At 43.4% G+C, this 25,234-nt stretch carries 27 protein-coding genes; 23 read left to right on the plus strand and 4 right to left on the minus strand.

All coding sequences use genetic code 11. The annotated features are described in order from the left end of the window. Positions 1-28 precede the first annotated feature (28 nt). The 14 genes from hisZ (at position 29) to H8704_RS08035 (ending at position 13,297) form a co-directional block, all read left to right on the plus strand. Complete coding sequence (gene hisZ / locus H8704_RS07970) at positions 29-1,243, plus strand: ATP phosphoribosyltransferase regulatory subunit (RefSeq protein ID WP_249297900.1); 1,215 nt, start codon at positions 29-31, stop codon at positions 1,241-1,243. Positions 1,244-1,285: 42 nt separating this feature from the next. Then, positions 1,286-1,939, plus strand: a complete 654-nt coding sequence (gene hisG, locus H8704_RS07975) for an ATP phosphoribosyltransferase (protein WP_022465453.1) — start codon at positions 1,286-1,288, stop codon at positions 1,937-1,939. A 53-nt stretch (positions 1,940-1,992) separates the two neighbouring features. Continuing rightward, on the plus strand, positions 1,993-3,288 hold the full coding sequence (gene hisD, locus H8704_RS07980; RefSeq protein WP_249297901.1) for a histidinol dehydrogenase: 1,296 nt from the start codon (positions 1,993-1,995) through the stop codon (positions 3,286-3,288). A gap of 55 nt (positions 3,289-3,343) precedes the next feature. Further along, the gene (gene hisB, locus H8704_RS07985; RefSeq protein ID WP_118678146.1) at positions 3,344-3,934 is read left to right on the plus strand and encodes an imidazoleglycerol-phosphate dehydratase HisB; all 591 of its coding nucleotides are present in this window, start codon (positions 3,344-3,346) and stop codon (positions 3,932-3,934) included. Positions 3,935-3,995: 61 nt separating this feature from the next. Continuing rightward, the gene (gene hisIE, locus H8704_RS07990; protein WP_249297902.1) at positions 3,996-5,258 is read left to right on the plus strand and encodes a bifunctional phosphoribosyl-AMP cyclohydrolase/phosphoribosyl-ATP diphosphatase HisIE; all 1,263 of its coding nucleotides are present in this window, start codon (positions 3,996-3,998) and stop codon (positions 5,256-5,258) included. A gap of 28 nt (positions 5,259-5,286) precedes the next feature. Continuing rightward, a complete protein-coding gene (locus tag H8704_RS07995; protein ID WP_022465457.1) occupies positions 5,287-5,451 on the plus strand; it encodes a hypothetical protein in 165 nt (54 codons plus the stop codon). Positions 5,452-5,480: 29 nt separating this feature from the next. Next, a complete protein-coding gene (locus H8704_RS08000; protein WP_249297903.1) occupies positions 5,481-5,984 on the plus strand; it encodes a CYTH domain-containing protein in 504 nt (167 codons plus the stop codon). A 73-nt stretch (positions 5,985-6,057) separates the two neighbouring features. Then, positions 6,058-6,936 carry a sulfide/dihydroorotate dehydrogenase-like FAD/NAD-binding protein gene (locus tag H8704_RS08005; RefSeq protein WP_022465459.1) on the plus strand — a complete coding sequence of 293 codons (879 nt, stop codon included), beginning with the start codon at positions 6,058-6,060 and terminating at the stop codon, positions 6,934-6,936. 56 nt (positions 6,937-6,992) lie between these two features. Beyond that, positions 6,993-8,381, plus strand: a complete 1,389-nt coding sequence (gene gltA / locus H8704_RS08010) for an NADPH-dependent glutamate synthase (RefSeq protein ID WP_249297904.1) — start codon at positions 6,993-6,995, stop codon at positions 8,379-8,381. 17 nt (positions 8,382-8,398) lie between these two features. Continuing rightward, complete coding sequence (gene ylxM, locus H8704_RS08015; protein WP_249297919.1) at positions 8,399-8,773, plus strand: YlxM family DNA-binding protein; 375 nt, start codon at positions 8,399-8,401, stop codon at positions 8,771-8,773. 198 nt (positions 8,774-8,971) lie between these two features. Next, the gene (locus tag H8704_RS08020; RefSeq protein WP_249297905.1) at positions 8,972-9,871 is read left to right on the plus strand and encodes a hypothetical protein; all 900 of its coding nucleotides are present in this window, start codon (positions 8,972-8,974) and stop codon (positions 9,869-9,871) included. Positions 9,872-9,936: 65 nt separating this feature from the next. After that, positions 9,937-11,175 (plus strand): ABC transporter permease, encoded by a 1,239-nt coding sequence (locus tag H8704_RS08025; protein ID WP_249297906.1) that lies wholly within the window; start codon positions 9,937-9,939, stop codon positions 11,173-11,175. Positions 11,176-11,190: 15 nt separating this feature from the next. Beyond that, positions 11,191-12,558 carry an ABC transporter permease gene (locus H8704_RS08030; RefSeq protein WP_249297907.1) on the plus strand — a complete coding sequence of 456 codons (1,368 nt, stop codon included), beginning with the start codon at positions 11,191-11,193 and terminating at the stop codon, positions 12,556-12,558. A gap of 61 nt (positions 12,559-12,619) precedes the next feature. Next, positions 12,620-13,297 (plus strand): ABC transporter ATP-binding protein, encoded by a 678-nt coding sequence (locus tag H8704_RS08035; RefSeq protein WP_249297908.1) that lies wholly within the window; start codon positions 12,620-12,622, stop codon positions 13,295-13,297. Between the two features lie 61 nt (positions 13,298-13,358). Here the strand turns inward: H8704_RS08035 and H8704_RS08040 are convergent, their stop codons facing one another. From H8704_RS08040 to H8704_RS08055, 4 genes are all read right to left on the minus strand, one after another. Next, complete coding sequence (locus H8704_RS08040; protein ID WP_249297909.1) at positions 13,359-14,720, minus strand: MATE family efflux transporter; 1,362 nt, start codon at positions 14,718-14,720, stop codon at positions 13,359-13,361. Positions 14,721-14,825: 105 nt separating this feature from the next. Continuing rightward, on the minus strand, positions 14,826-15,731 hold the full coding sequence (locus tag H8704_RS08045; RefSeq protein WP_249297910.1) for a TlpA disulfide reductase family protein: 906 nt from the start codon (positions 15,729-15,731) through the stop codon (positions 14,826-14,828). A gap of 40 nt (positions 15,732-15,771) precedes the next feature. Then, complete coding sequence (locus H8704_RS08050; protein WP_249297911.1) at positions 15,772-16,659, minus strand: 4Fe-4S binding protein; 888 nt, start codon at positions 16,657-16,659, stop codon at positions 15,772-15,774. Then, positions 16,652-16,795: a CD1871A family CXXC motif-containing protein gene (locus H8704_RS08055; protein ID WP_249297920.1), complete on the minus strand. Its 144-nt coding sequence runs from the start codon at positions 16,793-16,795 to the stop codon at positions 16,652-16,654. Before H8704_RS08055 ends, H8704_RS08050 begins: the two co-directional genes overlap by 8 nt. Before the next feature lie 139 nt (positions 16,796-16,934). On the opposite strand from H8704_RS08055, the gene H8704_RS08060 reads away from it, so the two are divergent. The 9 genes from H8704_RS08060 (at position 16,935) to H8704_RS08100 (ending at position 25,090) form a co-directional block, all read left to right on the plus strand. After that, the gene (locus tag H8704_RS08060) at positions 16,935-17,573 is read left to right on the plus strand and encodes a response regulator transcription factor (protein ID WP_243101894.1); all 639 of its coding nucleotides are present in this window, start codon (positions 16,935-16,937) and stop codon (positions 17,571-17,573) included. Next, on the plus strand, positions 17,570-18,712 hold the full coding sequence (locus H8704_RS08065; protein ID WP_249297912.1) for a HAMP domain-containing sensor histidine kinase: 1,143 nt from the start codon (positions 17,570-17,572) through the stop codon (positions 18,710-18,712). Before H8704_RS08060 ends, H8704_RS08065 begins: the two co-directional genes overlap by 4 nt. After that, a complete protein-coding gene (locus H8704_RS08070; RefSeq protein WP_249297913.1) occupies positions 18,709-19,512 on the plus strand; it encodes a PfkB family carbohydrate kinase in 804 nt (267 codons plus the stop codon). The genes H8704_RS08065 and H8704_RS08070 overlap by 4 nt, the downstream gene beginning before the upstream one ends. A gap of 100 nt (positions 19,513-19,612) precedes the next feature. Beyond that, positions 19,613-20,533 (plus strand): helix-turn-helix transcriptional regulator, encoded by a 921-nt coding sequence (locus H8704_RS08075; protein ID WP_118689390.1) that lies wholly within the window; start codon positions 19,613-19,615, stop codon positions 20,531-20,533. Positions 20,534-20,601: 68 nt separating this feature from the next. Next, positions 20,602-21,894 carry an MFS transporter gene (locus H8704_RS08080; protein ID WP_249297914.1) on the plus strand — a complete coding sequence of 431 codons (1,293 nt, stop codon included), beginning with the start codon at positions 20,602-20,604 and terminating at the stop codon, positions 21,892-21,894. A gap of 18 nt (positions 21,895-21,912) precedes the next feature. Further along, positions 21,913-22,272, plus strand: a complete 360-nt coding sequence (locus tag H8704_RS08085; RefSeq protein ID WP_022465474.1) for an L-2-amino-thiazoline-4-carboxylic acid hydrolase — start codon at positions 21,913-21,915, stop codon at positions 22,270-22,272. 14 nt (positions 22,273-22,286) lie between these two features. After that, entirely contained in the window at positions 22,287-23,240 is a 954-nt protein-coding gene (locus H8704_RS08090) for a DUF1848 domain-containing protein (RefSeq protein ID WP_249297915.1), read from the plus strand. A gap of 149 nt (positions 23,241-23,389) precedes the next feature. After that, a complete protein-coding gene (locus tag H8704_RS08095; RefSeq protein ID WP_249297916.1) occupies positions 23,390-24,643 on the plus strand; it encodes an ATP-binding protein in 1,254 nt (417 codons plus the stop codon). 186 nt (positions 24,644-24,829) lie between these two features. Then, a complete protein-coding gene (locus H8704_RS08100) occupies positions 24,830-25,090 on the plus strand; it encodes a hypothetical protein (protein ID WP_022465477.1) in 261 nt (86 codons plus the stop codon). Positions 25,091-25,234: the final 144 nt, after the last annotated feature.

Here is a 25,234-nt window from a genome sequence, read left to right on the forward strand (position 1 = left end):
GATACAGGTGTGCAGAAAAGAGGAGAGCATGTCAGAACAGAATTTTGGTCAGGAACTATTGCATACACCGGGCGGTGTCCGGGATATTTACGGCGCAGAATGTGCCAGCCGTTTAAAGATACAGCAGGAGCTTCATCAGGTCATGATCTCCTATGGATTTCGTGATATCCAGACACCAACCTTTGAATACTTCGATATATTTAGTAAGGAAAAGGGCTCTGTACAGTCACAGGCAATGTTTAAGTTTTTTGACCGGGGCAATAACACCCTTGTACTCCGGCCGGATATCACACCGGCGATCGCGCGCTGTGTATCAAAGTATGACAGAGAGGAAGAAATGCCGATCCGTCTGTGTTATATGGGGAACACCTTTGTAAATACCACACCTTACAAGGGAAAGCTTCAGGAGGTAACCCAGCTTGGAGCGGAGCTTTTTAATGATACCAGTTCTGATGCGGATGCAGAGATGGTGGTGCTTACGATTGAATGTCTGTTAAAGAGCGGACTACAGGAGTTTCAGCTGGAGATCGGCCATGCTGATCTGCTGCGGGGACTGGTGGAAGAAGCCGGATTTTCCGCTGCGGAGGCAGAGGAGCTGTTCACACTGATCGAGAGTAAGAATTTCTTTGGTGTGGAGGAGCTTCTGGACCGCCTCACGGTGGCAAAGCCGTTAAAGGAGATATTCGTCAGTCTGTCAGAGCTTCAGGGAAGTTTTGCGGAGTCAGAGGCCTTTGTTAAGGAAAGAACAGATAATGAGCGTGTATTAAAAGCACTGGACCGCTTAAAGAAAGTAGAGCAGATCGTGGCAATGTACGGTTATCAGCAGTACATTACCGTGGATCTGAGTATGCTGAGTAATTACAGCTATTATACGGGCGTGATCTTCCGGGCGTATACATACGGAAATGGCGAGGCACTGGCGAGCGGCGGACGATATGATGGTCTGGTGGCTCAGTTTGGCAAGGATGCACCGGCGATCGGAGCAGTTATTATCGTGGATCAGTTAATGTTAGCTCTGGAGCGGCAGCAGCTTCTGAAAAAGGAGAAGTCGGGCGGTACTTTAGTGGTTTATCCGGCACAGTATCGGGAGAAGGCGCATCATCTGGCGGCAAAGCTCCGGGGAAGCGGCAAAGTCGTTCAGCTGATCAGGAAATCCTCCGGCAGAGACCTTAAGCAGTATCAGGAATATGCGGACAGAATCGGAGCAGACGATGTGATCCTGGTGCAGGCAGATACGATTTAAAAAGCCGGTTGACCAAACATAGCAAAAGAACGGAGTGAAGAGATGAGAAGATATATAACATTTGCCCTTGCAAAGGGAAGACTTGCAAAGCACACATTAAGCCTTTTGGAGCAGATTGGCATTACCTGTGAGGAAATGAAGGATGAAAAGACGAGAAAACTGATCTTTGTCAACGAGGAGTTAGGCTATCGCTTTTTCCTTTCCAAAGCAACCGATGTTCCGACCTATGTGGAGATGGGGGCGGCAGATATCGGTGTTGTTGGCAAGGATACGATCCTGGAGGCGGGACGCAAGCTTTATGAGGTGCTTGACCTGAATGTGGGAAAGTGCAGAATGTGTGTGGCCGGACCGGAAAGCGCCAGAGAAAAGCTGAATGACGGCTCTTTGATCCGGGTGGCAAGTAAATATCCCCGGATTGCAAAAGACTACTTTTATAATACAAAGCATCAGACCGTAGAGATCATTAAGCTCAATGGATCTGTGGAGCTGGCACCGATCGTAGGTCTTTCAGAGGTGATCGTGGATATTGTTGAGACAGGTTCCACTTTGAAAGAAAACGGTCTTCAGGTGCTGGAGGAGATATGCCCGCTGTCTGCGAGAGTTGTTGTCAATGAGGTGAGCATGAAGATGGAGCACGAGCGGATCACAAAGCTCGTCAAGGATCTGAAAAAGATTGTTTCTGCAAATCAGGAATAATTCGAAAAAGAGATGAAACATAAAAGCTGTACATAGAGCAAAGGAGGAATACCATGCGGATCGTTACATTAACAGAGAAAGAAAAGAACAACATTTTGGAGAATATGCTGAAGAGAAGTCCAAACCAGTATGGAAAGTATCAGGATGCGGTGGACGAGATCTTAAATGCAGTAAAAGACAGAAAAGACAAGGCACTCTTTGAGTATACCGAGAAGTTTGACGGCGTGACCATCACGCCGGAGACGATCCGTGTGACACAGGAGGAGATTGACGAGGCATATGAGCAGGTGGATCAGGAGCTGATCGATGTGATCCGCAAGGCTCTGGTCAATATCCGTTCTTATCATGAGAAGCAGGTACGCTACAGCTGGTTTGACAGCAAGCCGGACGGCACTCTGCTGGGACAGAAGATCACACCTCTTGAGAGAGTCGGTGTTTATGTGCCGGGCGGCAAAGCAGTATATCCTTCTTCCGTCTTGATGAATGTCATGCCGGCGAAGGTTGCAGGTGTGGATCGTATCGTAATGACAACACCCCCGGGAAAGGACGGAAAGGTATATCCTGTGACCCTGGTTGCAGCCAATGAGGCCGGTGTAGATGAGATTTACAAGGTGGGTGGTGCCCAGGCAATCGCTGCTCTGGCATACGGTACCGAGAGCATCCGCAAGGTGGACAAGATCGTGGGACCGGGCAATATCTTTGTGGCACTTGCCAAGAGAACCGTATACGGCCACGTCAGCATTGATTCTATTGCCGGACCAAGCGAGATCCTTGTACTGGCAGATGAAACAGCCAATCCAAGATATGTGGCAGCAGATCTTTTATCACAGGCAGAGCATGATGAGCTTGCCAGTGCGATCCTGATCACCACGAGCATGGAGCTTGCAAAGAAGGTATCCGAAGAGGTGGATGGCTTTGTGGCACAGCTTTCCCGCAAAGAGATCATTCAGAAATCACTAGATTCCTATGGATATATTCTTGTGGCAGACAATATGCAGGATGCCATTGATACAGCCAATGAGATCGCGTCAGAGCACCTGGAGATCATGACAGCCAATCCATTTGATACTATGACAAGGATCCGTAATGCAGGAGCAATCTTCCTTGGTGAGTACAGCAGCGAGCCTTTGGGAGACTATTTTGCAGGACCAAACCATATATTACCAACCAACGGTACCGCGAAGTTCTTTTCTCCGCTTTCTGTGGACGATTTTGTAAAGAAATCCAGCATCATTTCTTACTCAGAGGAAGCATTGAAGCTTGTTCATGAGGATATTGAGAAGTTTGCAAAGGCGGAAAAGCTGACAGCACATGCCAACTCTATTGCCGTGAGATTCGAAGAAAAGTAGTATTTGCGTAAACATCATGGTTCGTGTATAATTATTATCATTAAGGAGGCAGGACATGCAGGAGAGAAAAGCAGAGATCAGCCGTGTCACCGGCGAGACAAATGTTCATATTTCCCTTGATCTGGACGGGACAGGAAAGGCACAGATCCATACAGGGATTGGTTTTTTCGACCATATGCTTAACAGTTTTGCAAGGCATGGTCTTTTTGATCTGACAGTGGATGTGGAGGGCGATCTGGAGGTGGATTCCCACCATACCATTGAGGATACCGGTATTGTTCTGGGTCAGGCGATCCGGCAGGCGGTAGGAGACAAGAAGGGCATCCGCAGATTTGGTGACTGCATGCTGCCCATGGATGAGACATTGATGCTCTGTGCCCTTGATCTTTCCGGCAGACCATATCTGAAGTTTTATATGCCTCTCACAGTTCCGAAGGTCGGAGATTTCGATACCGAGATGGTGCATGAGTTTTTCTATGCGGTCAGCTACGGTGCGGAAATGAATCTGCATTTAAAAATGTTAGATGGAGAAAATAATCATCATATCATTGAAGCGGCATTTAAAGCCTTTGCAAAGGCACTGGATCAGGCGACGCAGTATGATGACAGGATACAGGAGGTGCTTTCCACCAAGGGAAGCTTATAAAGAATCCTTTTGAGATGATCGAGTTTGATGTTTCAAAAGCAGACAGAAAGGCGTTTATTTTATGAGTCAGAAAAAGATAATACCATTTATCAATGGGGAGAATGAATTGTCCTCCAGCATCGTCAGTCTGGCGGATAAATATTCCTGCGAGGGGGCAGACAGCCTTTACTTGTACAATTATACCGGAGATGAGGCTTCTCACGAGGAGTTTCTTCATACGCTGAGAGCTATTGAGAAGGATATTGACATTCCTTTTATTGCAGGCGTTCATGTGAACCGCTTTGAGGATGCCAAGAAAGCACTTTATACCGGGGCGTCCCGGATCGTGATGCGCCGTGCGGTACTTCCGGTGGAGAAGGAGCTGCAGGAGATCACCTCACGCTTTGACAGGGATAAGCTCGCCATTGAGATCGATATGCAGAGAGATCCCCATACCGCAGAGCAGTTAAATCTATATTATGATATGGGCTTTGGTATGATCATCCTGAAGCATGTGGATGTGACAGAGAAGCTGAAGCAGGCGGTATCCGGCTGCAAGGCAGAGATTATGATCCGTGACGGTCTGATCCGGAATGATCTGGCAGAGCTTATGAGTCTGGAGCATGTAGAGGGTGTATCTACGAATTACTTCGAAGAGAAAGATATTTATAAAGCCAAGAGAGCACTGAAGAGCCAGGGGATTGATGTGGCTGTTTTTGAGACATCCATTGATTTTGCGGATTTCAAGCTGATGGACAATGGACTGATCCCGGCGGTTGTCCAGGATTACCGCACCAACGAGGTTCTGATGGTGGCATATATGAATGAGGAATCCTTCCGTCATACGCTTGAGACCGGCAAAATGACATATTACAGCCGCAGCCGTCAGGAACTCTGGTGTAAGGGAGATACCTCCGGTCATTATCAGTATGTCAAGAAGCTGATGATCGACTGTGACAATGATACGATCCTCGCGAAGGTACGCCAGATCGGGGCAGCATGCCATACCGGCAACCGAAGCTGCTTCTATCGGGAGCTTGCCAGCAGAGATTATGTAGATACCAATCCTTTGACGGTGCTGACCGAGGATTATGATGTGATCCGGAACCGTAAGGAGCATCCAAAGGAGGGCTCTTATACCAATTATCTTTTCGATAAGGGCATTGACAAGATCCTCAAGAAGTGTGGAGAGGAGGCAACGGAAATGGTGATCGCTGCCAAGAATCCGGATGCAGAGGAGTTAAAATATGAGATTGCAGATCTGCTTTATCATACGATGGTGTTGATGGTAGAATGTGGTCTTGACTGGAATGATGTAATGAAAGAGTTAGTCAACAGGCGGTAAGCAACATGGACAGAAAGGAGGAATAAATATGATTCCTGCATTTTTAGCAAAGTCCCTTGCGGATCTTACATTCGGAGGTGCATTTCTCTGGTATTTCATCAAGGCATTGGTCAGTATGGCGGTAGCATATGCTGCGATCATGCTGGGAATCCGCTGGCGCAAGTCAAAGAACGCCAAGGCATCGGAGCAGTAAAGTCTTGCTTATAACAGGAGAATACACAAATGGAAATCGAAAAAAAGTTTCTGATCCGGAGGCTGCCGGAAGAGCTTGACGGGTATCCGGTCAGACATATGGAACAGGGGTATCTCTGCACAGATCCCGTAATCCGTATCCGGAAAAGCAATGACCGGTATATCCTCACCTACAAGTCACGGATGGGACTTGAGGGGCAGAATGATCAGGGTGTCCGGGTTAATCAGGAGGTGGAAGTTCCGTTAAATCAGAGCGGCTATGAGCATCTCAGAGAGAAAACGGACGGCAATCTGATCCGCAAGGACCGCTATATTATCCCGCTGTCGGACGGACATACCGGAGAACTGGATATTTTTCATGGAGTACTGGAGGGGCTTGTCTTTATTGAGGTAGAGTTTGCGGACAGCCGGGACGCAAAGGACTTTGTCCCGCCGGAATGGTTTGGAGATAATGTCAGTGATGACCACAGGTATTCCAACAGTTATTTATCAACATGTAAGGATTTATCAGCTTTTTCTATCGGAAAATGCTGATGATATAAATTAGCGTTTTCTATGAAATTCTCTATAGGAAAGGCTGTATCACACAAGAAAATGGAGGCTCATTATGTTTAAAATTCTAAAAAAAGAGTATCTTGCCAACAATATCTGGCTTATGGATATTGAGGCACCCAGAGTGGCAAAGCACTGTCAGCCCGGACAGTTTGTCATTGTAAAAATGGATGAGGAAGGAGAGCGTATTCCACTGACTGTCTGCGATTATGACAGGGAAAAGGGGACAGTTACCATCGTTTTTCAGACGGTAGGAGCTTCCACAATGGAGATGGCAGAATATGAGGTCGGAGAGAGCTTTGAGGATTTCGTAGGTCCTCTCGGATGCCCTTCTGAGCTGATCGAGATGCCATTAGACGAGTTAAAGAAGGAAAAGATCCTGTTCGTCTGTGGTGGTGTTGGTACCGCACCGGTTTATCCACAGGTAAAATGGATGAAGGAGCATGGTGTGGATGTGGATGTTATCATCGGTGCCAGAACAAAGGATATCCTGATCCTTGAGGATGAGATGCGTAAGGTTGCAGCAAATCTTTACATTGCAACAGATGATGGTTCCTATGAGTTCAAGGGAAATGGCTGTGACAAGATCAAGGATCTTTATGCACAGGGAAAGAGCTACACCAAGGTCGTAGCGATCGGACCAATGATCATGATGAAATTTGTCTGCCTGCTGACAAAGGAAATGAATATTCCTACGATCGTCAGCATGAACCCGATCATGGTAGACGGAACCGGTATGTGTGGAGCATGCCGTCTGCAGGTTGGTGACGAGATCAAATTTGCCTGTGTTGATGGACCGGAGTTTGACGGTCATCTGGTAGATTTTGATCAGGCAATGAAGCGTCAGGCTATGTACAAGACCGAGGAAGGCCGTGCAAAGCTGAAATTCGAGGAAGGCGACACACATCACGGCGGATGTGGCCAGTGTCACTAAGACCGGACAGATTTATATAGAAACTATGAAAATCGCATGCAGAAATGAGGATAGATATGGAAGTAGATGTTATGAAGAGAATTCCTGTCAGAGAGCAGGATCCAAAGGTACGTGCCACAAACTTCGATGAGGTTTGTCTGGGATATAATAAAGAAGAGGCAATGGCAGAGGCAACACGCTGCCTGCAGTGTAAAAATCCACGTTGTGTTCAGGGATGTCCTGTAAATATTGATATTCCTGGATTCATTAAGGAAGTGGGAGAGGATAATGTAGCCGGTGCTTATAAGGTGATCAGCAAATATTCCGCACTTCCTGCTGTCTGTGGGCGTGTATGTCCACAGGAGAGCCAGTGTGAGTCCATGTGTGTTCGCGGTATCAAGGGAGATGCCGTTTCCATCGGTAAGCTGGAGCGTTATGTGGCTGATACTGCAAGAGAGCAGGGTATCAAGCCGGAGCCTGCTACAGAGAAGAAGGGCAAGAAGGTTGCTGTGATCGGTTCCGGTCCTGCAGGTCTGACCTGTGCCGGTGATCTGGCAAAGCTTGGCTATGATGTAACGATTTTTGAGGCACTCCACAAGGCCGGTGGTGTTCTTTCCTACGGAATCCCTGAGTTCCGTCTGCCAAAGGATCGTGTCGTAGCGGCTGAGGTAGAGAATGTAAAGGCTCTGGGCGTAAAGATCGAGACAAATGTTGTTATCGGTAAGGCAACAACGATTGATGAGCTTCTGAATGACGAGGGCTTTGATGCGGTATTTGTTGGTTCCGGAGCAGGTCTTCCGAGATTTATGGGTATTCCGGGTGAGAATGCCAACGGAGTATTCTCTGCAAACGAGTATCTCACCAGAAGTAACCTGATGAAAGCATTTGATGATAAATATGATACACCGATCATCGCCGGCAAGAAGGTTGCTGTCGTTGGTGGTGGTAACGTAGCAATGGATGCAGCAAGAACAGCACTTCGTCTGGGCGCTGAAGTTCATATCGTATATCGTCGTAGCGAGGAAGAGCTTCCTGCCAGAGTGGAAGAGGTACATCATGCAAAAGAAGAGGGTATCGTATTTGATCTTCTCACAAATCCGACAGAGATTCTTGTAGACGAGAATGGAAGCGTAAAGGGAATGACATGTATCCGTATGGAGCTTGGTGAGCCGGACGAGTCAGGCAGAAGAAGACCTGTGGAGATCGCAGGCTCTGAGTTCACCCTTGACGTAGATACCGTTATTATGTCTTTGGGTACCAGTCCGAACCCACTGATCTCCTCTACCACAAAGGGTCTGGAGATCAACAAGAGAAAGTGTATCATTGCGGAAGAAGAAAACGGACAGACCACGAAGGAAGGCGTATATGCCGGTGGTGATGCCGTAACAGGCGCCGCAACCGTAATCCTTGCAATGGGTGCCGGTAAGGCAGCAGCAAAGGGAATTGATGAGTTCCTGAGCAAATAAGTGAGGAAACAGACGTGATGCGGGGACAGGAGCAAAGTATTGAACAGCGGCTGGAGGAGAGAGTATATCTTTCCATGCTCTATGATTTTTATGGTGCATTATTAAAAGAAAATAACAGGCGTATTTTTGAGGCATATATTCAGGAGGACTATTCTATCTCGGAGATTGCTGAGGAGATGGAGATTTCCAGACAGGCGGTGCATGATGCGGTCAAAAGGATCACGAAGCAGCTTAAAGGCTACGAGGAGAAACTGGGGCTTCTGGAGCGTTTTGAGCGACAGAGAGATGAAATGAAACGTCTGCATGAATGTCTGCAGGAGATGAATATTTCGGAGGAGGATCCGAAGGGAAAGGAAATCTTTCAGATATTATCGGAGATCATTGAGAGCTGAGAGAGAAGAAGACAGCGTTGAAATATATTTGCAATATAAAAGAAATATGATAAAACAGCACTGGTTAGTTTTTTCTGACCGGTGCTGTTTTTTATGATGATTTTTTCTTAATAATATGGTATGATAAAAATAGTTACATGAGCGGCAAAATATTTTATTTTTGAAGTTGTCAATAGGGGACGGCAGAAGGGAGTGCTTATGAAAAAAACTATTTTGGGATTTACGGTTATTTTATTGATGTGTATCAGTGGCATGGGGATCAGTCCGGTCAGGGCATATACGGTGACGGTACAGAAGGACGGAATATATGGGGAGAAGATCCCGGACACGGTCATTGATAATGCACCGGCATTGTTTCAAAAAAGTGTGAAGAAAGCGTTGAAATATGACCAGAAGTATAAGGACGCGGATGCGGTGACCAGAGCAAACAAAATAGAATATCCATACGACAAATTTCTGGATATTGCCAAAAAGATCAAGGATTCTGATGAAATTGTGCTCCGGAATCCATTTTATATCTATACGGTATGGGATCAGGCGGATAGAGGAGGCGGACCTGCCGAATATTATTTCCTGGCACAGCAGAATGGGGAAAAGCTTTGTTATTTCAGTCTTGAAATTGACGAGACCGATCATAAAATCCGTTTTGAATATGATAAACTCATGGATCAGTATTTTAAATATGATGAAAAGACCATGAAGGATGCGATATTTTACGAGATTGATTTCATAACCTATGCCGAGACACCGGACAAGGTCTATGAGGTGAGAGATCAAAAGGACCGCGGAAATATGATGGCAGGAAGCGATGGATCGAATCTGGAAAAGACCGTGAAGAAATTTAAACAAAAGGATTATCGTGAAAAAAAGGATGAGATATTGTCTTATCTTGCAAAGGCTAAGAAGGATGGAGTATCCCGTAAAACAGAGAAAAATTTGAAACTCGAATTGAAGGATGATTATGTAGAATCCGAGGATGACAGCAAAGATGCCGGTATCACCAAGATGATCTATCCGGTGATCGCTGCAGTCTGTATCCTTGTGATTGCGGTTGTGATCTTCCTTGTACGGAAACGAAAGAAAAACAGTCTCAGCTAATTTGCAGGCTTTGATGCAGCTTCATAAAGAATGCGGGGAAGGTAAATCAGATGGGAGGTCTGCTTATGAAATACATATTTAAAAATATTAAGTCCTTTGCAAGGGATTATACAAAAATATTTGTTTTGATGATCGTTACGATCATGGCATCGACGCTGATCATTCATCTGTCCTATGGAATGTTCCGGGAATATAAAGAGCGGAAGGAGCTGAGCCGGAGTGCAACCAATGAGATCGTGTTTCGTCTGAAAAGCTCCTATATTTCCGGTGCGGAGGCAAATGCAGATGCAGGTGGTTCTTTGACTGTGGTGGGAGATCTGAATAATCAAAAGTATGAAAAATATGATGATGTTCAAGATCTGACGGCTGCGGATATAAAGAAGTTTGCCAAAGAAGTGGATCCGGAGGTGGCAGGAAAGCTTCTGAATATCCATACCGGAATTTTAGAGGGAGAATACCGGTTTGACACGGATTTTCTGATCGATCATGGGAAGATCGTCAACAGCGGTGATTATGGCCCGGATTCCCTTTATAATTATCAGATCGGAACGACCACAGGGAATATTTTTCAGTACGGCAGATATTTCTCAGACCGGGAGTATGCGGAGGGAGACAAGGTGTGCATCATGTATGGTTCTCAAAAGAAACCGGAAGGAGATTATCTCAAAAAAAATATGACAGAGTCAGGAACTGTAATGATCGGTGGGGATGAATACGAGATCATTGGTCTGCAGAATGGAATCGGGACAGGATTTCTGCCGATTACGGCGGTAGGAGAAGATACGGTTCTTCTGGATGAGATGGATATGCGGTTCAAGGACAATATTTCCCTGCGGGAGATCAATCTGCTGATCCGGGCGGCAGAGAAATGCTTTGGGGACAGGGCAGAATGCAATTATGACCTGCAGGAAACAGAAAATAATACTTATCTGTATAATACAGTCCTTTTGCTGGTGCTGGTGGTTTCTATGGTGGCAGCCTTTAACTTCTGTGCACTATATCATTACATTGTGACGACCAGACAGCGCACACTGAAGATTTTCCGGATATGTGGTCTGAGTCATAGTAAGAGTATCCTGCTGTATCTGGGAGAATGTTCGGTACTGTCAGCAGGAACGTATCTGGTGACGTTGCTTTTGTTTCGTTATCTGCTGATGCCGTTTCTGGCAGGCAGATGGAATGTATTTGATTTTCATTTTCCGGTTGGGGTATATGGAACATTATTTCTGATCTTTTTTGTGTCCTCCTTTGTGCTTCAGTTCGTGATGATCCGCCGGACATTAAAAAAGAAAATGATCCGTTAGAAGGGGGGAGAACGTATGACATGGAAGTATGCGGTACGTGAGTGCAGAATGCACATTGTAATGTCGGTTCTGTGCCTGATACAGGCGGTGTTTTTATTTGCCATTGTGACAGGACTTTTGTCTATCTTTATGGTGCGTTATGAGAAATATCAGCCGGTGCAGAAGCTTGTAGAGCAGAAAGGATTTCTCTGCAATATAGTGAACAGTCATTATATAGAGGGAGAACACGAAGGAAAAATGGTGGAAACCTCTCAGGCATATGAGGCAATGTTGAAGGATGCGGAGGTTTGCGGACAGTATGATGTGAATGCTTTTGTCGAAGAGACACAGGAAGTTGCTGATGCAAGGAAAGAGGGTTCTTTCCATAGAAATGTCTGGGCATATGATGACGGCTGGATCAGTGGGTATACTCCGAAGCTGCAGTCGGGAAGCTGGCTTAAGACAGGGAATAAGGAAGGAAAGTATCTGGAGGCAGTGGTGCTGCAGAACCGGGAAAGGTATAAAACCGGGGATGTGGTATATGTGGATACCAACTCGGAAACGGAGCTTCAGACAAAGATTCCGGTAAAGATTATCGGGGTGATCGACCGGAATGCGGATATTATTTTCCAGTCCAATGGGGAGGACTCAGTAGATTATCATATTCTTTTCAGTAATATGATTAGGCAGTCAGAGGATGTGGAAAAGCTGGATGATATTACAGGGGACAGTATCTTCCCGCCAACGACATTTTTTGTTTCTAAAAAGAATCTGGACCGGGTGCAGGAGCAGTATGTGGATCAGGAAGCAGAAAAAAATTTATCGGAAAACAATAATAAAGTGCCAAATACAGATAAAAAAATCTTTTTTACAAGCTTGTCAGGTTTGGCACTGATCACCATGGATAAAAAATGCTCAGATAAGCTGTACGCATACAATAAGAACCGGGTGGCTCAGATCTCTGACTTTGAGTTTCTGCATGATCTTGATTACATCAAAAAGAATACCTGGCAGAATATTATGGCAGATATTTCCGATCTGATCCCCGCCGGTGTGGGAATGATCCTTTTTACGGTTATTTCCTTTGTGACACTTTCCACACTGATGTATCAGAAAAACATGAAGAAATATTCGATTTATTATGTGCAGGGACTGACCTGGAAGCGGATCTTCCGGATCCATATCCTGTATATATCGCTGATCATTCTGACAGCACTGGTGCTTGGCATTCTGCTGATCCTTGCGGCAGGGCACTTCGGCATTTGGAGCGGACTGGCAGTGCAGCTTGGCGGCGTGCAGATTGCAGGCTGTCTGATCATTACGGTTCTGCTTCTGGTATCTTCTGCGTTAATGTGTCTTTCCTTGGTAAAGGGAAGATCGGCAAAGGAGATTTTGCAGGAGTAGTGGGAAGGTTTCATATGACGGTTTTGAACCATGAGCTTCAAAGCTTGAAAGGGGGAGAAATATGATCTGTTTGAAAAATATCGTAAAAACATACAATAAGGGAAAAAGCAATGCCTATGAGGCACTTCATGGGATCTCCATGGAGATCAAGGACGGGGAGATGACAGCGGTGATCGGAACCTCCGGAGCCGGAAAGTCTACGCTGCTTCATATTCTTGCCTGCATTGACGGATATGATTCCGGAGAATATACCATTGACGGAGAAGAGGTTGGCAGGATCTCCGAAAAGCAGATGGCGCAGGTGCGCAATGAAAAGATCGGTATGGTAATGCAGGACTTTGCACTGGTGGATGGGTTTACGGCACTGGATAATGTATTGATCCCGTTAGATTTCGCGGGAGGAAAGCAGCGGCTCCGCAAGAAAGAGCGCAGGGAAAAAGCGTTAAAGATGCTTGATATGGTGGGAATGAAGGAATTTGCCGGAAAACCGGTCAATAACCTGTCGGGTGGACAGAAGCAGCGTGTGGCGATCGCCCGTGCCATTGCAAATGATCCGTCTATCATACTGGCAGATGAGCCGACGGGAGCACTGGATTCTGCCACGACGGAGGAAATCATGAAGGTATTCCGTGATCTTAATGAGCAGGGAAGAACGATCGTTATCGTGACGCATGATCCTGCTGTGGCAGAGCAGTGCGGCAGAGTGATCCGGATCGAGGATGGACGGATCGTGGAGTAAAAAGGGCAAAACCAGCGTTTAGCCCTCCAAGAATTGCTTCGCAAAACCAGTATAGAGGATATCAGCTCTGGATTTCAGCAAGTGCCTTTTTAAACTGAACGGCAAACAAAACAGAAGTAAAGGTTACGGCGATCACATCTGCGATCGGTTCAGCCATGTATACGCCTGTGGTGGGATCTGATACGATGTGCGGCACAATATAGATCAGCGGGATCAGCAATACGAATTTACGGACAACCGCAACAACAATGGAATTGACCGCTTTGCCGAGAGATGTAAATGTCATCTGGCACGCAACCTGGATACCGAACAGGCAGAGACCTCCCAGATAGATTCGAAGCATTGATGCACTAAATGTGATCAGATCTGCATCGGAGGTAAAAATGATTACGAAGGCTTTTGGAATAAGTTCCACTGCCGTCCAGAGTAACGTGGAATATACGAAACATGTAATAACAAGCAGACGGAATGTTTTCTTCACTCTGTCTGCATTTTTGGCTCCGTAATTATAGCTGGAAATAGGTTGTGCACCCTGGGCAATTCCCTGGAGTGGGAGCATGGCAAACTGCATCACGCTGGTTAAAATGGTCATTGCTCCCACTGCAATATCGCCACCGTAGCGAAGCAGGGAGGAATTAAAACAGACAGATACAATACTTTCACTTGCCTGCATAATGAAAGCAGCAAGTCCCAGTGCCACGCAGGGAAGGATAACCTTTGATTCCAGACGCATGTATTTTGTCCGGAGGTGAAGCTGTGTTTTTGAACCGCAGAGGAACAGGACGACCCAGATCATGGAAATGCCCTGTGACAGGATTGTTGCCAGTGCGGCACCCTTTACGCCCATATGAAAGCCAAAGATGAATACAGGATCCAAAGTGATATTGCAGACGGCACCGATCACCACGGAAACCATAGAAACAGTCGTGAAGCCCTGTGCTGTAATAAAGGAGTTCATACCAAGGGTCAGTTGTACAAACAGTGTACCGAAAGCGTAGATCTGCATATAATCTGTGGCATAACCGATGGTATTTTCACTGGCACCGAAAGCCAGCAGTAAATCTTTGCTCCAGATCAGCAAAACGGCAGTCAGGATCAGAGAAATAATAATCTGCAGAGAAAAGCAGTTGCCCAGTATTTTTTCGGCAGATTCCTCCTCCTGCTTTCCCATATAGATCGAAGCTCTTGGGGCACCACCGGAGCTGACCAGTGCCGCAAAAGCGGAAATGATCATAATGATCGGCATACAGACACCGACCCCGGTAAGAGCAAGACTTCCTTCACCGGGGATGTGTCCGATATAAATGCGGTCCACGATATTGTAAAGCATATTGATAAGCTGAGCGATGACGGTGGGAATGGACAGCTTAAGAAGAAGCTTTCCAATCGGTGCGGTACCTAAGAAATTTTTGTTATCCTGCATGATCCATGATCTCCTTTTGCGTTTGTATACGACTCATTTCGAATTGTTCCAGAATAACAAATAATACAATATGAGCCGGGGAAAGTCAAGGGGAGAAGGTCTGAGTTATTTGTTTGTGCTGTCTGCATCTATTACGGACTGGATCTGTTTCATCAGAGTATCGTAGTTGTCCTTATTATCAATGCCACCGAGCATTGGATCGCCTACAATATTGCCATTTCTGTCAACGAGTATCGTTGTTGGAAATGCCATGATCTCTGAGGCATATTTTCCGGCGGCGGAGGAGGAGTCAATGGAAAGGTTGCGGTATCTGGCACCCTGGCTTTTGAGAATAGAGGCAGCGTCTTTCATGGCAGTCTTGTTTTCGTCGAAGGTTTCTGTGTTGATGCCGATCACTTCGCCACCCTTTGATTTGATCGCATCGTTTAATTCGTTAAGCTTAGACAGCTCAGCGACACAGGGCTTGCAGCCGGTAAACCAGAAATTGACGACAGTCACAGCATTACCGGAAAATAGGCTTTCATCAACCGGATTACCGTCGAAATCCTTACCGGAAAAATTCCTGAATGGAGAGGAGTCTTTGGAACTGTCTTTCTGGCTGCTATTGTCGGATGATGTATTTTTATTCTCGATTTCTGCTATCTGTTTTTCGATTTTTCGTATCTCTTTGATATCATTTGTGAGTGTTTTTAACTCATCCTTGGTAAAGGAATCCTTGTTTGCTTTTACGGTATCTGCAAGATAATCAGCATAATCACCGCTTGGATCAGCATCCCCTTTATTCATCATACCAAACGCCTTGTTCCATGCATCTGCGTGATCTGCAAAAAACTGGTTTTCCTGCTGATATAAATCATCCAGCCGGGAATTGGATTTATCTGATGTTTTGGTGCCGGCTTCGGTCTGTGTGTCCACAGAACCGGAGGTGGAAGATTGTTTTGTGCTGCATGCGGTAAGTGATAATACTATGCAGAGTGTAAAAATAGAAATAAAGGTTACTTTTGTTTTCATGAGTTATGACTCCTTTCAATTATTGTAATACGTGAATTAGTTACCGGTTGTCTTTCTTTTGACATGAGGTTCCCAGAAACTGATAGTGGATCGCATCCTTCGGACAGGCCTTTATACAGGCTCCGCAGCGTATGCATTCCGGATGATCCGGTGTACTGCACACATCGACATCCATCTTACATGATTTAGAACATTGACTGCATCCGATGCATTTGCTGTTATCCACGGAAATATTCAGAAAGCTGATCTTATTAAATAATGAGTAGATCGCACCAAGAGGACAAATCCATTTACAAAAGGGTCTGTAAAATAAAATACTAAGCACAACCACTGAAATTAAAATAATACATTTAAAAGAAAAAAGCTTTCCAAGTGCAGAGCGGATAGCGGCATTTCCAAGTGAGAGTGGTATCGCACCTTCCAAGACTCCCTGTGGGCAGATATATTTACAGAAGAACGGGTCGCCCATTCCTATAGAATTCGTTACAAGCAATGGTAAAAGTATGACGAAAACAATAAGAATGAGATATTTCAGGTATCTGAGCGGTTTCAGTCCGGCTGTTGAAAATTTTTTTCCGGGAATTTTATGAAGTAAATCCTGAAACCATCCAAATGGGCACAGAAAGCCACATATAAATCTGCCAAGCGTCACACCGAGCAAAATAAAGAATCCGGTTATGTAATATGAAAATCTGAATCCGGATGATCCGACAACCGCCTGAAAGGCACCGATTGGGCATGCACCTGTTGCGGCTGGACAGGAATAGCAGTTCAGGCCGGGTACACATACTGTTTTAGCATTGCCCTGATATATTTTTCCCTGAAATAAATTGGGAATATGGATATTGGTCAGCAGTGTCGCTGCTGCCTGTATCCAACCGCGTATTCCGGCTGTTTTTTTTGATAATATCGTTTTTTTCTTATCCAATTCCTACACACTCCAGACATATTTTAATTGCTTTTCCAAGTACGACCGCTGCTTCCCCCCTGACTGCACCGTAGCTCATCATAGTGATCCCTGAGATGAGCAGAACAATCTGACATGTTTTTTTGCATTTCAAGATAATGACGCTCCTTTTTTTTGTTGTATTATTGACCAGCTGACTTTTGCATTATACAATATACATTGTAAAATTATTGTTAAGAAGAAGGGTGTATATTTTGAGATTATTAATTGTTGAGGATGAGAAACAAATATGTGATATGGTTGCAAAAAGCCTGTATCACGCCGGATATGAGGTGGATACCTGCTATGATGGGGGAGAGGCCCTTGAGTGTATACTGTCGGAGAATTATGACCTGATCGTTTTGGATCTGAACCTGCCCGGGATGGATGGAATGGAGATCCTAAAGGAACTTCGGAAGGAAAATGACGAGACAAAGGTTCTTATATTATCAGCAAGAGGACAGATTGTGGATAAGGTGGAAGGACTGGATGCGGGAGCAAATGATTATATGGAAAAACCATTTCATCTACAGGAGCTTGAGGCGCGTATCCGAAGTCTGACAAGAAGGCAGTTTGTGCAGAAAAATATATGTCTGGAAAGTGGAGAAATAAAGTTTGATACGATACGGCGTGAGGCGTATGCAAAAGAAAAAAAGGTTCCACTGACAAGAAAAGAATATGGTATTCTGGAATATTTACTTCTCAATCAGGGAAGACCGGTCAGTCAGGAGGAACTCATAGAGCATGTCTGGGATGCTTCGGCAGACAGCTTCAGCGGAGCCATCAGAGTGCATATGTCTTCCCTCAGAAGAAAGCTTAAGGCTGAACTGGGTTACGATCCCTTGATCAACAAGGTAGGAGAGGGATATAAAATACGGGAGGAATCGGAACGATGAAAAGAATGTCGTTGCAGTGGAGGCTTACATGCATCACTACATTGTGTATTGCAGTGATATGTGGATGCCTGACAATGTTTGTTTATAAAAACGGTGTACATTATATTGATTCCCTGCAGGGGACGGTTGAATCCCAGGGGGATGATAAAGGGGGCAATGCGGATGAAATCTATATCAGCATTCCGGATGATAAGTGGGATGAGTTTGCAAATGAATTTTCTGTTCAGGTGTACAATAATAAGGCAGACTACAAAAGAAACAGCTTGATAATTTCGGTTTTGCTGGCTCTTTTTGGAGGAGTTGCGACTTATTTCATAAGTGGGCATGCTCTCAGACCAATTAGCGAGTTCTCCGACAAAATAGAAGAGGTGCAGGCTCAAAATCTGTCTGATTCCCGAATGGAGGAAAATAATGTTAAAGAATTGAACCAGCTTAGCATTTCATATAATAGGATGCTGGAACGCTTATCAGATGCATTTGAAGTACAGAGGCAGTTTACGGCAAATGCAGCACATGAGCTTCGTACGCCATTAACATTAATGCAGGTACAGCTGGATCTATACAATTCTTCCGGGCATCCGGGAAATGATGAAGACACATTACAGACGATCAAGATGGTTACAGAACAGAGCGACAGATTAAACAAGATGGTAAAGACACTTCTTGATATGAGTGAGCTTCAGACGGTGGGAAGGGATGACAAAATTATGATCGCTGCCGTTGTGGAAGAAGTTTTGGTGGACTTGGAACCTCTTGCACAGGAAAAGAATATAAGGCTCATTGGAAAATGTGGGGATATTACGATGATGGGAAGTGATATTCTGATTTACCGGCTTGTATACAATCTGGTTGAGAATGCCATAAAATATAATCATTTGGGCGGTCAGGTCACAGTCACTGTATGCCGGAAGGAAAAGCAGGTTTCTTTATCGGTAGAGGATACGGGAAGTGGAATACCGGAGGAACTTAAGGAGAGGGTGTTTGAACCATTCTTTCGCGTGGATAAATCCCGAAGCCGTGAGCTTGGTGGTGTAGGACTGGGACTTGCTCTTGTTCGAGAAATTGTGCGGGTACATGATGGAAGGATTGCCATTAAGTCAAAGCCGGCAGGAGGAACGATTTTTGAGGTGATATTATGAATAAAATTAAGCTGACGGCACTTCCTTGTATATGTGCAGATATTTTTTATGGTACTGACATAATCAGACCGGGAGGAGAAGCCCTGAATTTTGCTGCTCATGCCTCGCACTTTAAGAATGTAGATGTTATACTTCTGGGGATTGTCGGTAAAGATAAATATGCAGAAGTGATAATGGATTCCATAGAAAAGCTTGCGCTTGATAAAGATCATATACGCATTGATGAAAGATATCCAACTGCCAATAACATGACATATCTTACAGAATCAGGTGACAGGTATTATAAAGACGATTCCTGGAATGGACAGATTCTCGATAACATCGTACTCAATGATAATGAAATCAAAATCCTATCAGAATCCGATGTGGTCTTTGTTCATTTTCTGGCCTCGTGTTTTTCACAGATCATTGAACTGAAAAAAACATCTGGCTTTAAACTTGCGGTAGATTTTGATGTATATAGAGATTTTGCAGATATGGAACGGCTTGTCCCGTATGTTGATTTCTTTATGATAAGCGGCTCGGAAGAACTCCTGCCGAAATTCAGAAAGTTATCGGACAAATACCGTTGCCTGTTTAATATATCGCTTGCAGAGCGCGGAAGCGTTACATACTTTCAGGGACAGGAATTCAGGGTACAGGCGGTGGAAGTTGAGAGTATCATTGACACGACAGGCTGCGGCGACAGCTATCACGCTGGATTTGTCTGTTCATATATGCTTGAAAATGATATTGAAAAAGCGATGGAAACAGGCTCCAAAATCGCAGCAGAAACATTAAAGCATTATGGTGGATTCTGATCAGGAAAAGCATGATATCTCCATAGCCTAGCATTTTTTAAGATTACTTTTTGATTTTTTGGATAGGCAATAACATAATGAAATAAATGGGAGAATTGAAATGAAAATTGATAGAATACTTGGGATAATTATTTATCTTTTAAATCATGACAGGGTTTCGGCTAAAACATTAGCCGAAAAATATCATGTATCTGTCAGGACAATTCAGCGGGATATGGTAAATATTGCATCTTCTGGCATACCGATATATTCGGATAGTGGAAAAAACGGTGGATATTCTATTTTACCTACATATAAATTAAAAAATACAAATATTAAAAGTGATGAACAACAGATGATTATTAAAGCATTAGAAAGTTTATCAACTTCATATACGAATCATACATTAGATTCCATTATTGAAAAATATAACTCCATTATTGGCAAGGAAGGTGGACAAAGGATTTTTTGGGATTTTGGTGTAACAAAAGAGAATCAACAGGTTCAGAATGTTAATAAAATATTGGAGCCTGCGATAGCGGAGAAGAAATACATTTCTTTTCATTATAGAAATGCCGGCGGAAAAGAATCTGATCTGACAGTGGAACCTTTAGCAATACATTATAAATGGTATGCATGGTATCTATTTGCGTATAATGACGAAAAGAAGCAATATTATACTTATAAGGTTGCAAGAATGAGAGATGTTGAAATGTTAAACAGAAAATCCATAATTGATCATGGAGACATCGAAAGTCATATGAAAGAAAGTGAACAAAATTATTATAAAACATGTATAAATATAGAAGTGCATTTTAAAGAACGGGAAAGCAGTTTAATACAGGAATATTTTCCAGATTGCCAAATAGAAAAGGTGAAAGATGGGATGTGCAGAATATTTATTGGTGTACCGGCGAAGGAACGTTTATGGAAAGCCCTTTTATTAAGCTTTGGAGATCATGTGAAAGTAGTAGCCCCAGAGGAATATAAAAAAGAATTAATTGATATTGCAGAAAAATTTTTATCTAATTATGACAGCTAGTTGTCGTAATGAAATGTTACAATGAGCCCCGGAACTTTTGAAACAGGCGAAAGAGGGGAAAACGATTTATGAAAAGAACGGAAAATAAGATGTATAATTTTATGCTCTTTTTTATCAGTCAAACAATATCGGAATTAGGAACTTCCATGACCGGATTTGCAACTGTGATTTGGATGTATTCTAACAGTGGACAGGTGATGTCATCATCTTTACTGGCAATCTGTAGTACGGTTCCTTATTTAACGGTAAGTCTTTTTGGGGGAGCGGTTGTTGATAAAACGAATAAGAAAAAAATTATGCTTATTTGTGATTTGATTGCTGCAGTGGGGTCTGTAATCCTCCTGAGCTGTTATAGTTTGGGATATTTACAGTTATGGGTATTATGTCTGGTAAATGTAATCAATGGATTTATGAATGCATTTCAAAATCCTGCTTCTCAGGTTGCGGTAACCTTATTGGTGGATGAGAAAGATTATGCAAGGATTGGTGGGGTTCAATCGACAATGGGAGCAATGGTTGGTATATTTCAGCCGATTCTGGCAACCACAATTCTTAATGTATTTGGCTTGCAATGGATTTTAATCGTTGACTTATGCACATTTTTCTTTGCATTTTTCGTATTATTATTTGTTGTGGAAATACCGGATGAGATCTCTTCGGACAATCAGACATCCTTTTCGGAAATATGGAATGGGTTGAAAGAAGGAATTGACTTTATAGCTGGCAATCGGCCGATTTTGATGCTTTTAATTATGTATTGCATTTTGGAATTTATAGGGGCAATTTCATTTGACAGTATGTGTACACCGCTTCTTTTGGCGAGAACAAACAATAGCGAAATAACCGTGGGGATTGTTTCATCATTTATGGCGATAGGATGCATAGCAGCAAGTGTGTTATTGTCGATCATAAGGCAGCCTTCAAAAAAGTTACCACTAATGTATCTGGGCAGTTATCTGTGCTTATTTGGTATTACGCTGTTTGGAATGGGGAGAAATCTTGTATGGTGGTGTATCATCGTATTTATTGGCTGTTTTGGAAGTCCGATATATCATACATATCAGACAATCATTATAAGAGAAAAGATTGACACTTCTATGCAAGGACGTGTTTTTTCTTTGCAGGGAATGATCACGCAGGCTTTAACTCCCCTGGGGTTTTTGGGAGGTGGGATGCTGGCAGATTATGTTTTCGAACCATTTATGAAGAAGATGTATTCGAAACGAAACATAATAACTTTTCTGGTTGGCAGGCAAAACGGCTCCGGAATAGGATTAATATTTGTTCTTGCAGGGGTAACAGGGATTATTGTACTAACGATCATGAAATGTAATCCTGCTATAAAACAGTTGGACCGGTAATACAGGAGAAGGGCTTGTATGCGTCTCTGTGGAATGCGCGGGCACAGTATTACCAGACTGGAAAGCAGGTTTGTATGGAATGATTATAAGATGTATGTTGCTCCATATGAGAAGGGGAAACCTATTTACTATGAATTTACAGAGTGCTCGGTGGCAGAATTTGCCAGAAAATATGATCTGCTGGAGGTGATGCCGGCGTTGTGCAATCCGGATTATACGGCAATGGAATTACTTCACGCAAAACTGATCCGTACAACCACATGTGCAAATGGCTGCAAATGCGATTACATGATCTGCGGCGATGAGGATGAATATTGCTGTAAACATCCCGAATACAAGGATGAACAGGGGTGTCGGCGAAATTTGCGTGGGAGATAAGAGGGGAACATGACATGATCATACAGACAGGAATGCGGACGGACATCCCGGCATTTTATTCCGAATGGCTTGTAAACAGAATAAAGGAAGGTTATGTGTTGGTCCGTAATCCATACAATCCGGTTCAGGTGACGAAATATCGTTTGTCTCCGGAGGTTGTGGATCTGATGGCATTCTGCACGAAGAATCCGGAGCCGATGCTGAAATATATGGATATATTGAGGCCATATGGACAGTACTGGTTCGTGACGATCACGCCATATGGAAACGATATCGAGCCAAATGTTCCGGATAAAGACAAGGTGATAGAGGATTTTAAGCGGTTATCGGATATGGTGGGAGTTGACAGTGTCGGTTGGCGTTATGATCCCATACTGACAGACCGGATCCATACGGCACAGTGGCATAGCGCAGAGTTTGAAAAAATGGCCTCCCGTTTATCCGGATATACGAAAACCTGTGTGATCAGTTTTCTCGATATTTATAAAAAAGTGGAACGGAATTTTCCGGAGGCAGGAACGGTTACGAAAAAGGACCGGATTTGGATTGGAAAAGAATTTATCCGGATTGCAGACAGATATGGGCTGACAATCCGGCCATGTGCAGAAGGCAGCGAACTGGCAGCTTATGGAGCGGATTGCTCCGGTTGCATGACGGTCGACACTTTTGAAACGGCACTGCATACGCATCTGGATATTCCGAAACAGAAAATAAATCAGAGGAACGGATCCTGCGCCTGCTTTATGGGAGTGGATATTGGGGCATACGATACCTGCGGTCATTTGTGCCGGTATTGTTATGCGAATGCTAATGCGGAGCTGGTCCGGGAAAATATGAAAAGACATGATCCGAAGTCGCCGTTTTTGCTTGGAAGAAGCATGCCGGAAGATGTCATACATGAAGCAAAGCAGAAAAGCTGGATCGACGGACAGATGACATTGGATCAGTATCTGGATGAATCTATTTGAGGAAGCATCAACGGAATGGGATATCAAGAGACCGCTCATAAAAAGTGCAAATACACAAAAAATAGTAATGGCTATTGAAGTGAAGATGATATAATGGTAAAATATCATTACCAAATTTCGTGCCAGGCACAAAAATGAGGAGCGGTTTTATGGAGATTAAGAGAGATTCGTACCTTGAACAATTAAAAATAAGAAAAGATAATGGAATGATAAAGATTATTACGGGAATCAGGAGATGTGGCAAATCATTTCTGCTATTTGTGCTGTTTAAGAAATATTTATTGGAGAGTGGTGTAGATCATGATCATATTATTGAGATTGCTTTAGATGGTATTGAAAATGAGGAGCTGAGAGATCCTAAAAAGTGTTACCGGTATATTAAAGACGCTATGAAAGACGAACAGAAGTATTATCTGTTATTAGATGAAGTACAGTTTATGCCGCGTTTTGAGGAAGTGTTGAACAGTTTGCTGCGTATTGGCAATATTGATGTATATGTAACCGGCAGTAATTCCAAATTTTTATCCAGCGATATTGTAACTGAATTTAGAGGCAGAGGAGATGAGATAAGAATTTATCCATTGTCTTTTGCAGAATTTTATGCAGTTTTTGATGGAGATTTTGATGATGCATGGGAGGAGTATATGATATATGGCGGCTTGCCACAAGTGGTAAAATTCTCTGTGGAACGCCAAAAAGCGGAGTATCTTAAGAATATTTTTAACAATGTTTATATCAAGGATGTGGTAGAGCGAAACAGGATTCAGAATGTTGATGAAATTAATACTTTGGTAGACATTCTTGCTTCTGTCATAGGAGCTCCAACTAATCCGACTAAGATATCCAATACTTTTAAAAGTGAACGAGGTCTCAATTACAGCAATAAAACTATATCCAACCATATAGATTATCTTGCAGAAGCATTTTTGATTTCTAAGGCGGAACGGTATGATATTAAAGGCAGAAAATATGTGGGGGCGAATCGGAAATATTATTTTTCGGATATAGGACTTAGAAATGCCAGATTGAATTTCAGACAGCAGGAGCCTACTCACATTATGGAGAATATCGTATATAATGAGCTGCTTATCCGGGGTTATAATGTGGATGTTGGTATTGTGGATGTATTTGAAAAGAGCAGTGAAGGAAAGAAAGTTCATAAGCAGTTAGAGGTTGATTTTGTAGTGAACCAGGGCAGTCAGAGATATTATATTCAGGTGGCTTATGATATGACTTCCGAGGAAAAGCAGATGCAGGAGCTTAACTCGTTGAGAAATATTTCAGATTCATTTAAGAAGCTTGTAATCGTAAACGGAACGAAAAAGCCATGGAGAAATGAGGAAGGATTTGTGATCATGGGAATGAAATATTTTCTGCTCAATGCAGATAGTTTGGAGTTTTAATATGGGAGCATAGTAAAATTAAGCAGCCTGTATGTGATGAAGCATACAGGCTGCTTGTGGTTTATAATTTCAAAGAATCGTCTGCCTCTTCTCATCTTTGCAAATTTTCATTAGGTATCATCCTGTATGACTATTTAAAAGCTTGACTTAGAACAAAGAGCGTACTGCGATGATAAGAGTATTCCAGTGACGGAGCTTATCAAAAAATTATTGATGGTTACGGAAACGCAGTTTACTGAGGTTATTAACGTATACAGAGATAAACTAAAAAATGAAGAATTTCGCCAAAATTTTGATGTGTTCCGGGCATACAGTTATATTTTTGCGATGTTTGGTCTGGCAGAGACGCCGGAGCCGGATACCGAAATGATGAAGCGGGAAATCCGGGAGATAACAAAGCTTATGCTGCAGATAGAAATTTCAGAAGAAAATATGGAAGGAGAATAAAAATGTCATTAAAATAGAGATCTCTCGAGAGTGTGATACTTTTTCTGTAAAATAATGATTAGAAGGTTCTTCTATGATAAAATAAATATCATTAGGAGGGCCTTTTATTATGGCAAGACAAAAGAAACCTGTACATCGAGTACA

Source organism: Jutongia huaianensis, assembly GCF_014384985.1.
In the GTDB taxonomy this organism is placed as follows: domain Bacteria; phylum Bacillota; class Clostridia; order Lachnospirales; family Lachnospiraceae; genus Jutongia; species Jutongia huaianensis.

Excerpts from the sequence above, each read along its gene's own strand:
- hisZ (WP_249297900.1), top strand. The coding sequence starts at position 29 with ATGTCAGAACAGAATTTTGGTCAGGAACTATTGCATACACCGGGCGGT.
- hisG (WP_022465453.1), top strand. The coding sequence starts at position 1,286 with ATGAGAAGATATATAACATTTGCCCTTGCAAAGGGAAGACTTGCAAAG.
- hisD (WP_249297901.1), top strand. The coding sequence starts at position 1,993 with ATGCGGATCGTTACATTAACAGAGAAAGAAAAGAACAACATTTTGGAG.
- hisB (WP_118678146.1), top strand. The coding sequence starts at position 3,344 with ATGCAGGAGAGAAAAGCAGAGATCAGCCGTGTCACCGGCGAGACAAAT.
- hisIE (WP_249297902.1), top strand. The coding sequence starts at position 3,996 with ATGAGTCAGAAAAAGATAATACCATTTATCAATGGGGAGAATGAATTG.
- H8704_RS07995 (WP_022465457.1), top strand. The coding sequence starts at position 5,287 with ATGATTCCTGCATTTTTAGCAAAGTCCCTTGCGGATCTTACATTCGGA.
- H8704_RS08000 (WP_249297903.1), top strand. The coding sequence starts at position 5,481 with ATGGAAATCGAAAAAAAGTTTCTGATCCGGAGGCTGCCGGAAGAGCTT.
- H8704_RS08005 (WP_022465459.1), top strand. The coding sequence starts at position 6,058 with ATGTTTAAAATTCTAAAAAAAGAGTATCTTGCCAACAATATCTGGCTT.
- gltA (WP_249297904.1), top strand. The coding sequence starts at position 6,993 with ATGGAAGTAGATGTTATGAAGAGAATTCCTGTCAGAGAGCAGGATCCA.
- ylxM (WP_249297919.1), top strand. The coding sequence starts at position 8,399 with ATGCGGGGACAGGAGCAAAGTATTGAACAGCGGCTGGAGGAGAGAGTA.
- H8704_RS08020 (WP_249297905.1), top strand. The coding sequence starts at position 8,972 with ATGAAAAAAACTATTTTGGGATTTACGGTTATTTTATTGATGTGTATC.
- H8704_RS08025 (WP_249297906.1), top strand. The coding sequence starts at position 9,937 with ATGAAATACATATTTAAAAATATTAAGTCCTTTGCAAGGGATTATACA.
- H8704_RS08030 (WP_249297907.1), top strand. The coding sequence starts at position 11,191 with ATGACATGGAAGTATGCGGTACGTGAGTGCAGAATGCACATTGTAATG.
- H8704_RS08035 (WP_249297908.1), top strand. The coding sequence starts at position 12,620 with ATGATCTGTTTGAAAAATATCGTAAAAACATACAATAAGGGAAAAAGC.
- H8704_RS08040 (WP_249297909.1), bottom strand. The coding sequence starts at position 14,720 with ATGCAGGATAACAAAAATTTCTTAGGTACCGCACCGATTGGAAAGCTT.
- H8704_RS08045 (WP_249297910.1), bottom strand. The coding sequence starts at position 15,731 with ATGAAAACAAAAGTAACCTTTATTTCTATTTTTACACTCTGCATAGTA.
- H8704_RS08060 (WP_243101894.1), top strand. The coding sequence starts at position 16,935 with ATGGTTGCAAAAAGCCTGTATCACGCCGGATATGAGGTGGATACCTGC.
- H8704_RS08065 (WP_249297912.1), top strand. The coding sequence starts at position 17,570 with ATGAAAAGAATGTCGTTGCAGTGGAGGCTTACATGCATCACTACATTG.
- H8704_RS08070 (WP_249297913.1), top strand. The coding sequence starts at position 18,709 with ATGAATAAAATTAAGCTGACGGCACTTCCTTGTATATGTGCAGATATT.
- H8704_RS08075 (WP_118689390.1), top strand. The coding sequence starts at position 19,613 with ATGAAAATTGATAGAATACTTGGGATAATTATTTATCTTTTAAATCAT.
- H8704_RS08080 (WP_249297914.1), top strand. The coding sequence starts at position 20,602 with ATGAAAAGAACGGAAAATAAGATGTATAATTTTATGCTCTTTTTTATC.
- H8704_RS08085 (WP_022465474.1), top strand. The coding sequence starts at position 21,913 with ATGCGTCTCTGTGGAATGCGCGGGCACAGTATTACCAGACTGGAAAGC.
- H8704_RS08090 (WP_249297915.1), top strand. The coding sequence starts at position 22,287 with ATGATCATACAGACAGGAATGCGGACGGACATCCCGGCATTTTATTCC.
- H8704_RS08095 (WP_249297916.1), top strand. The coding sequence starts at position 23,390 with ATGGAGATTAAGAGAGATTCGTACCTTGAACAATTAAAAATAAGAAAA.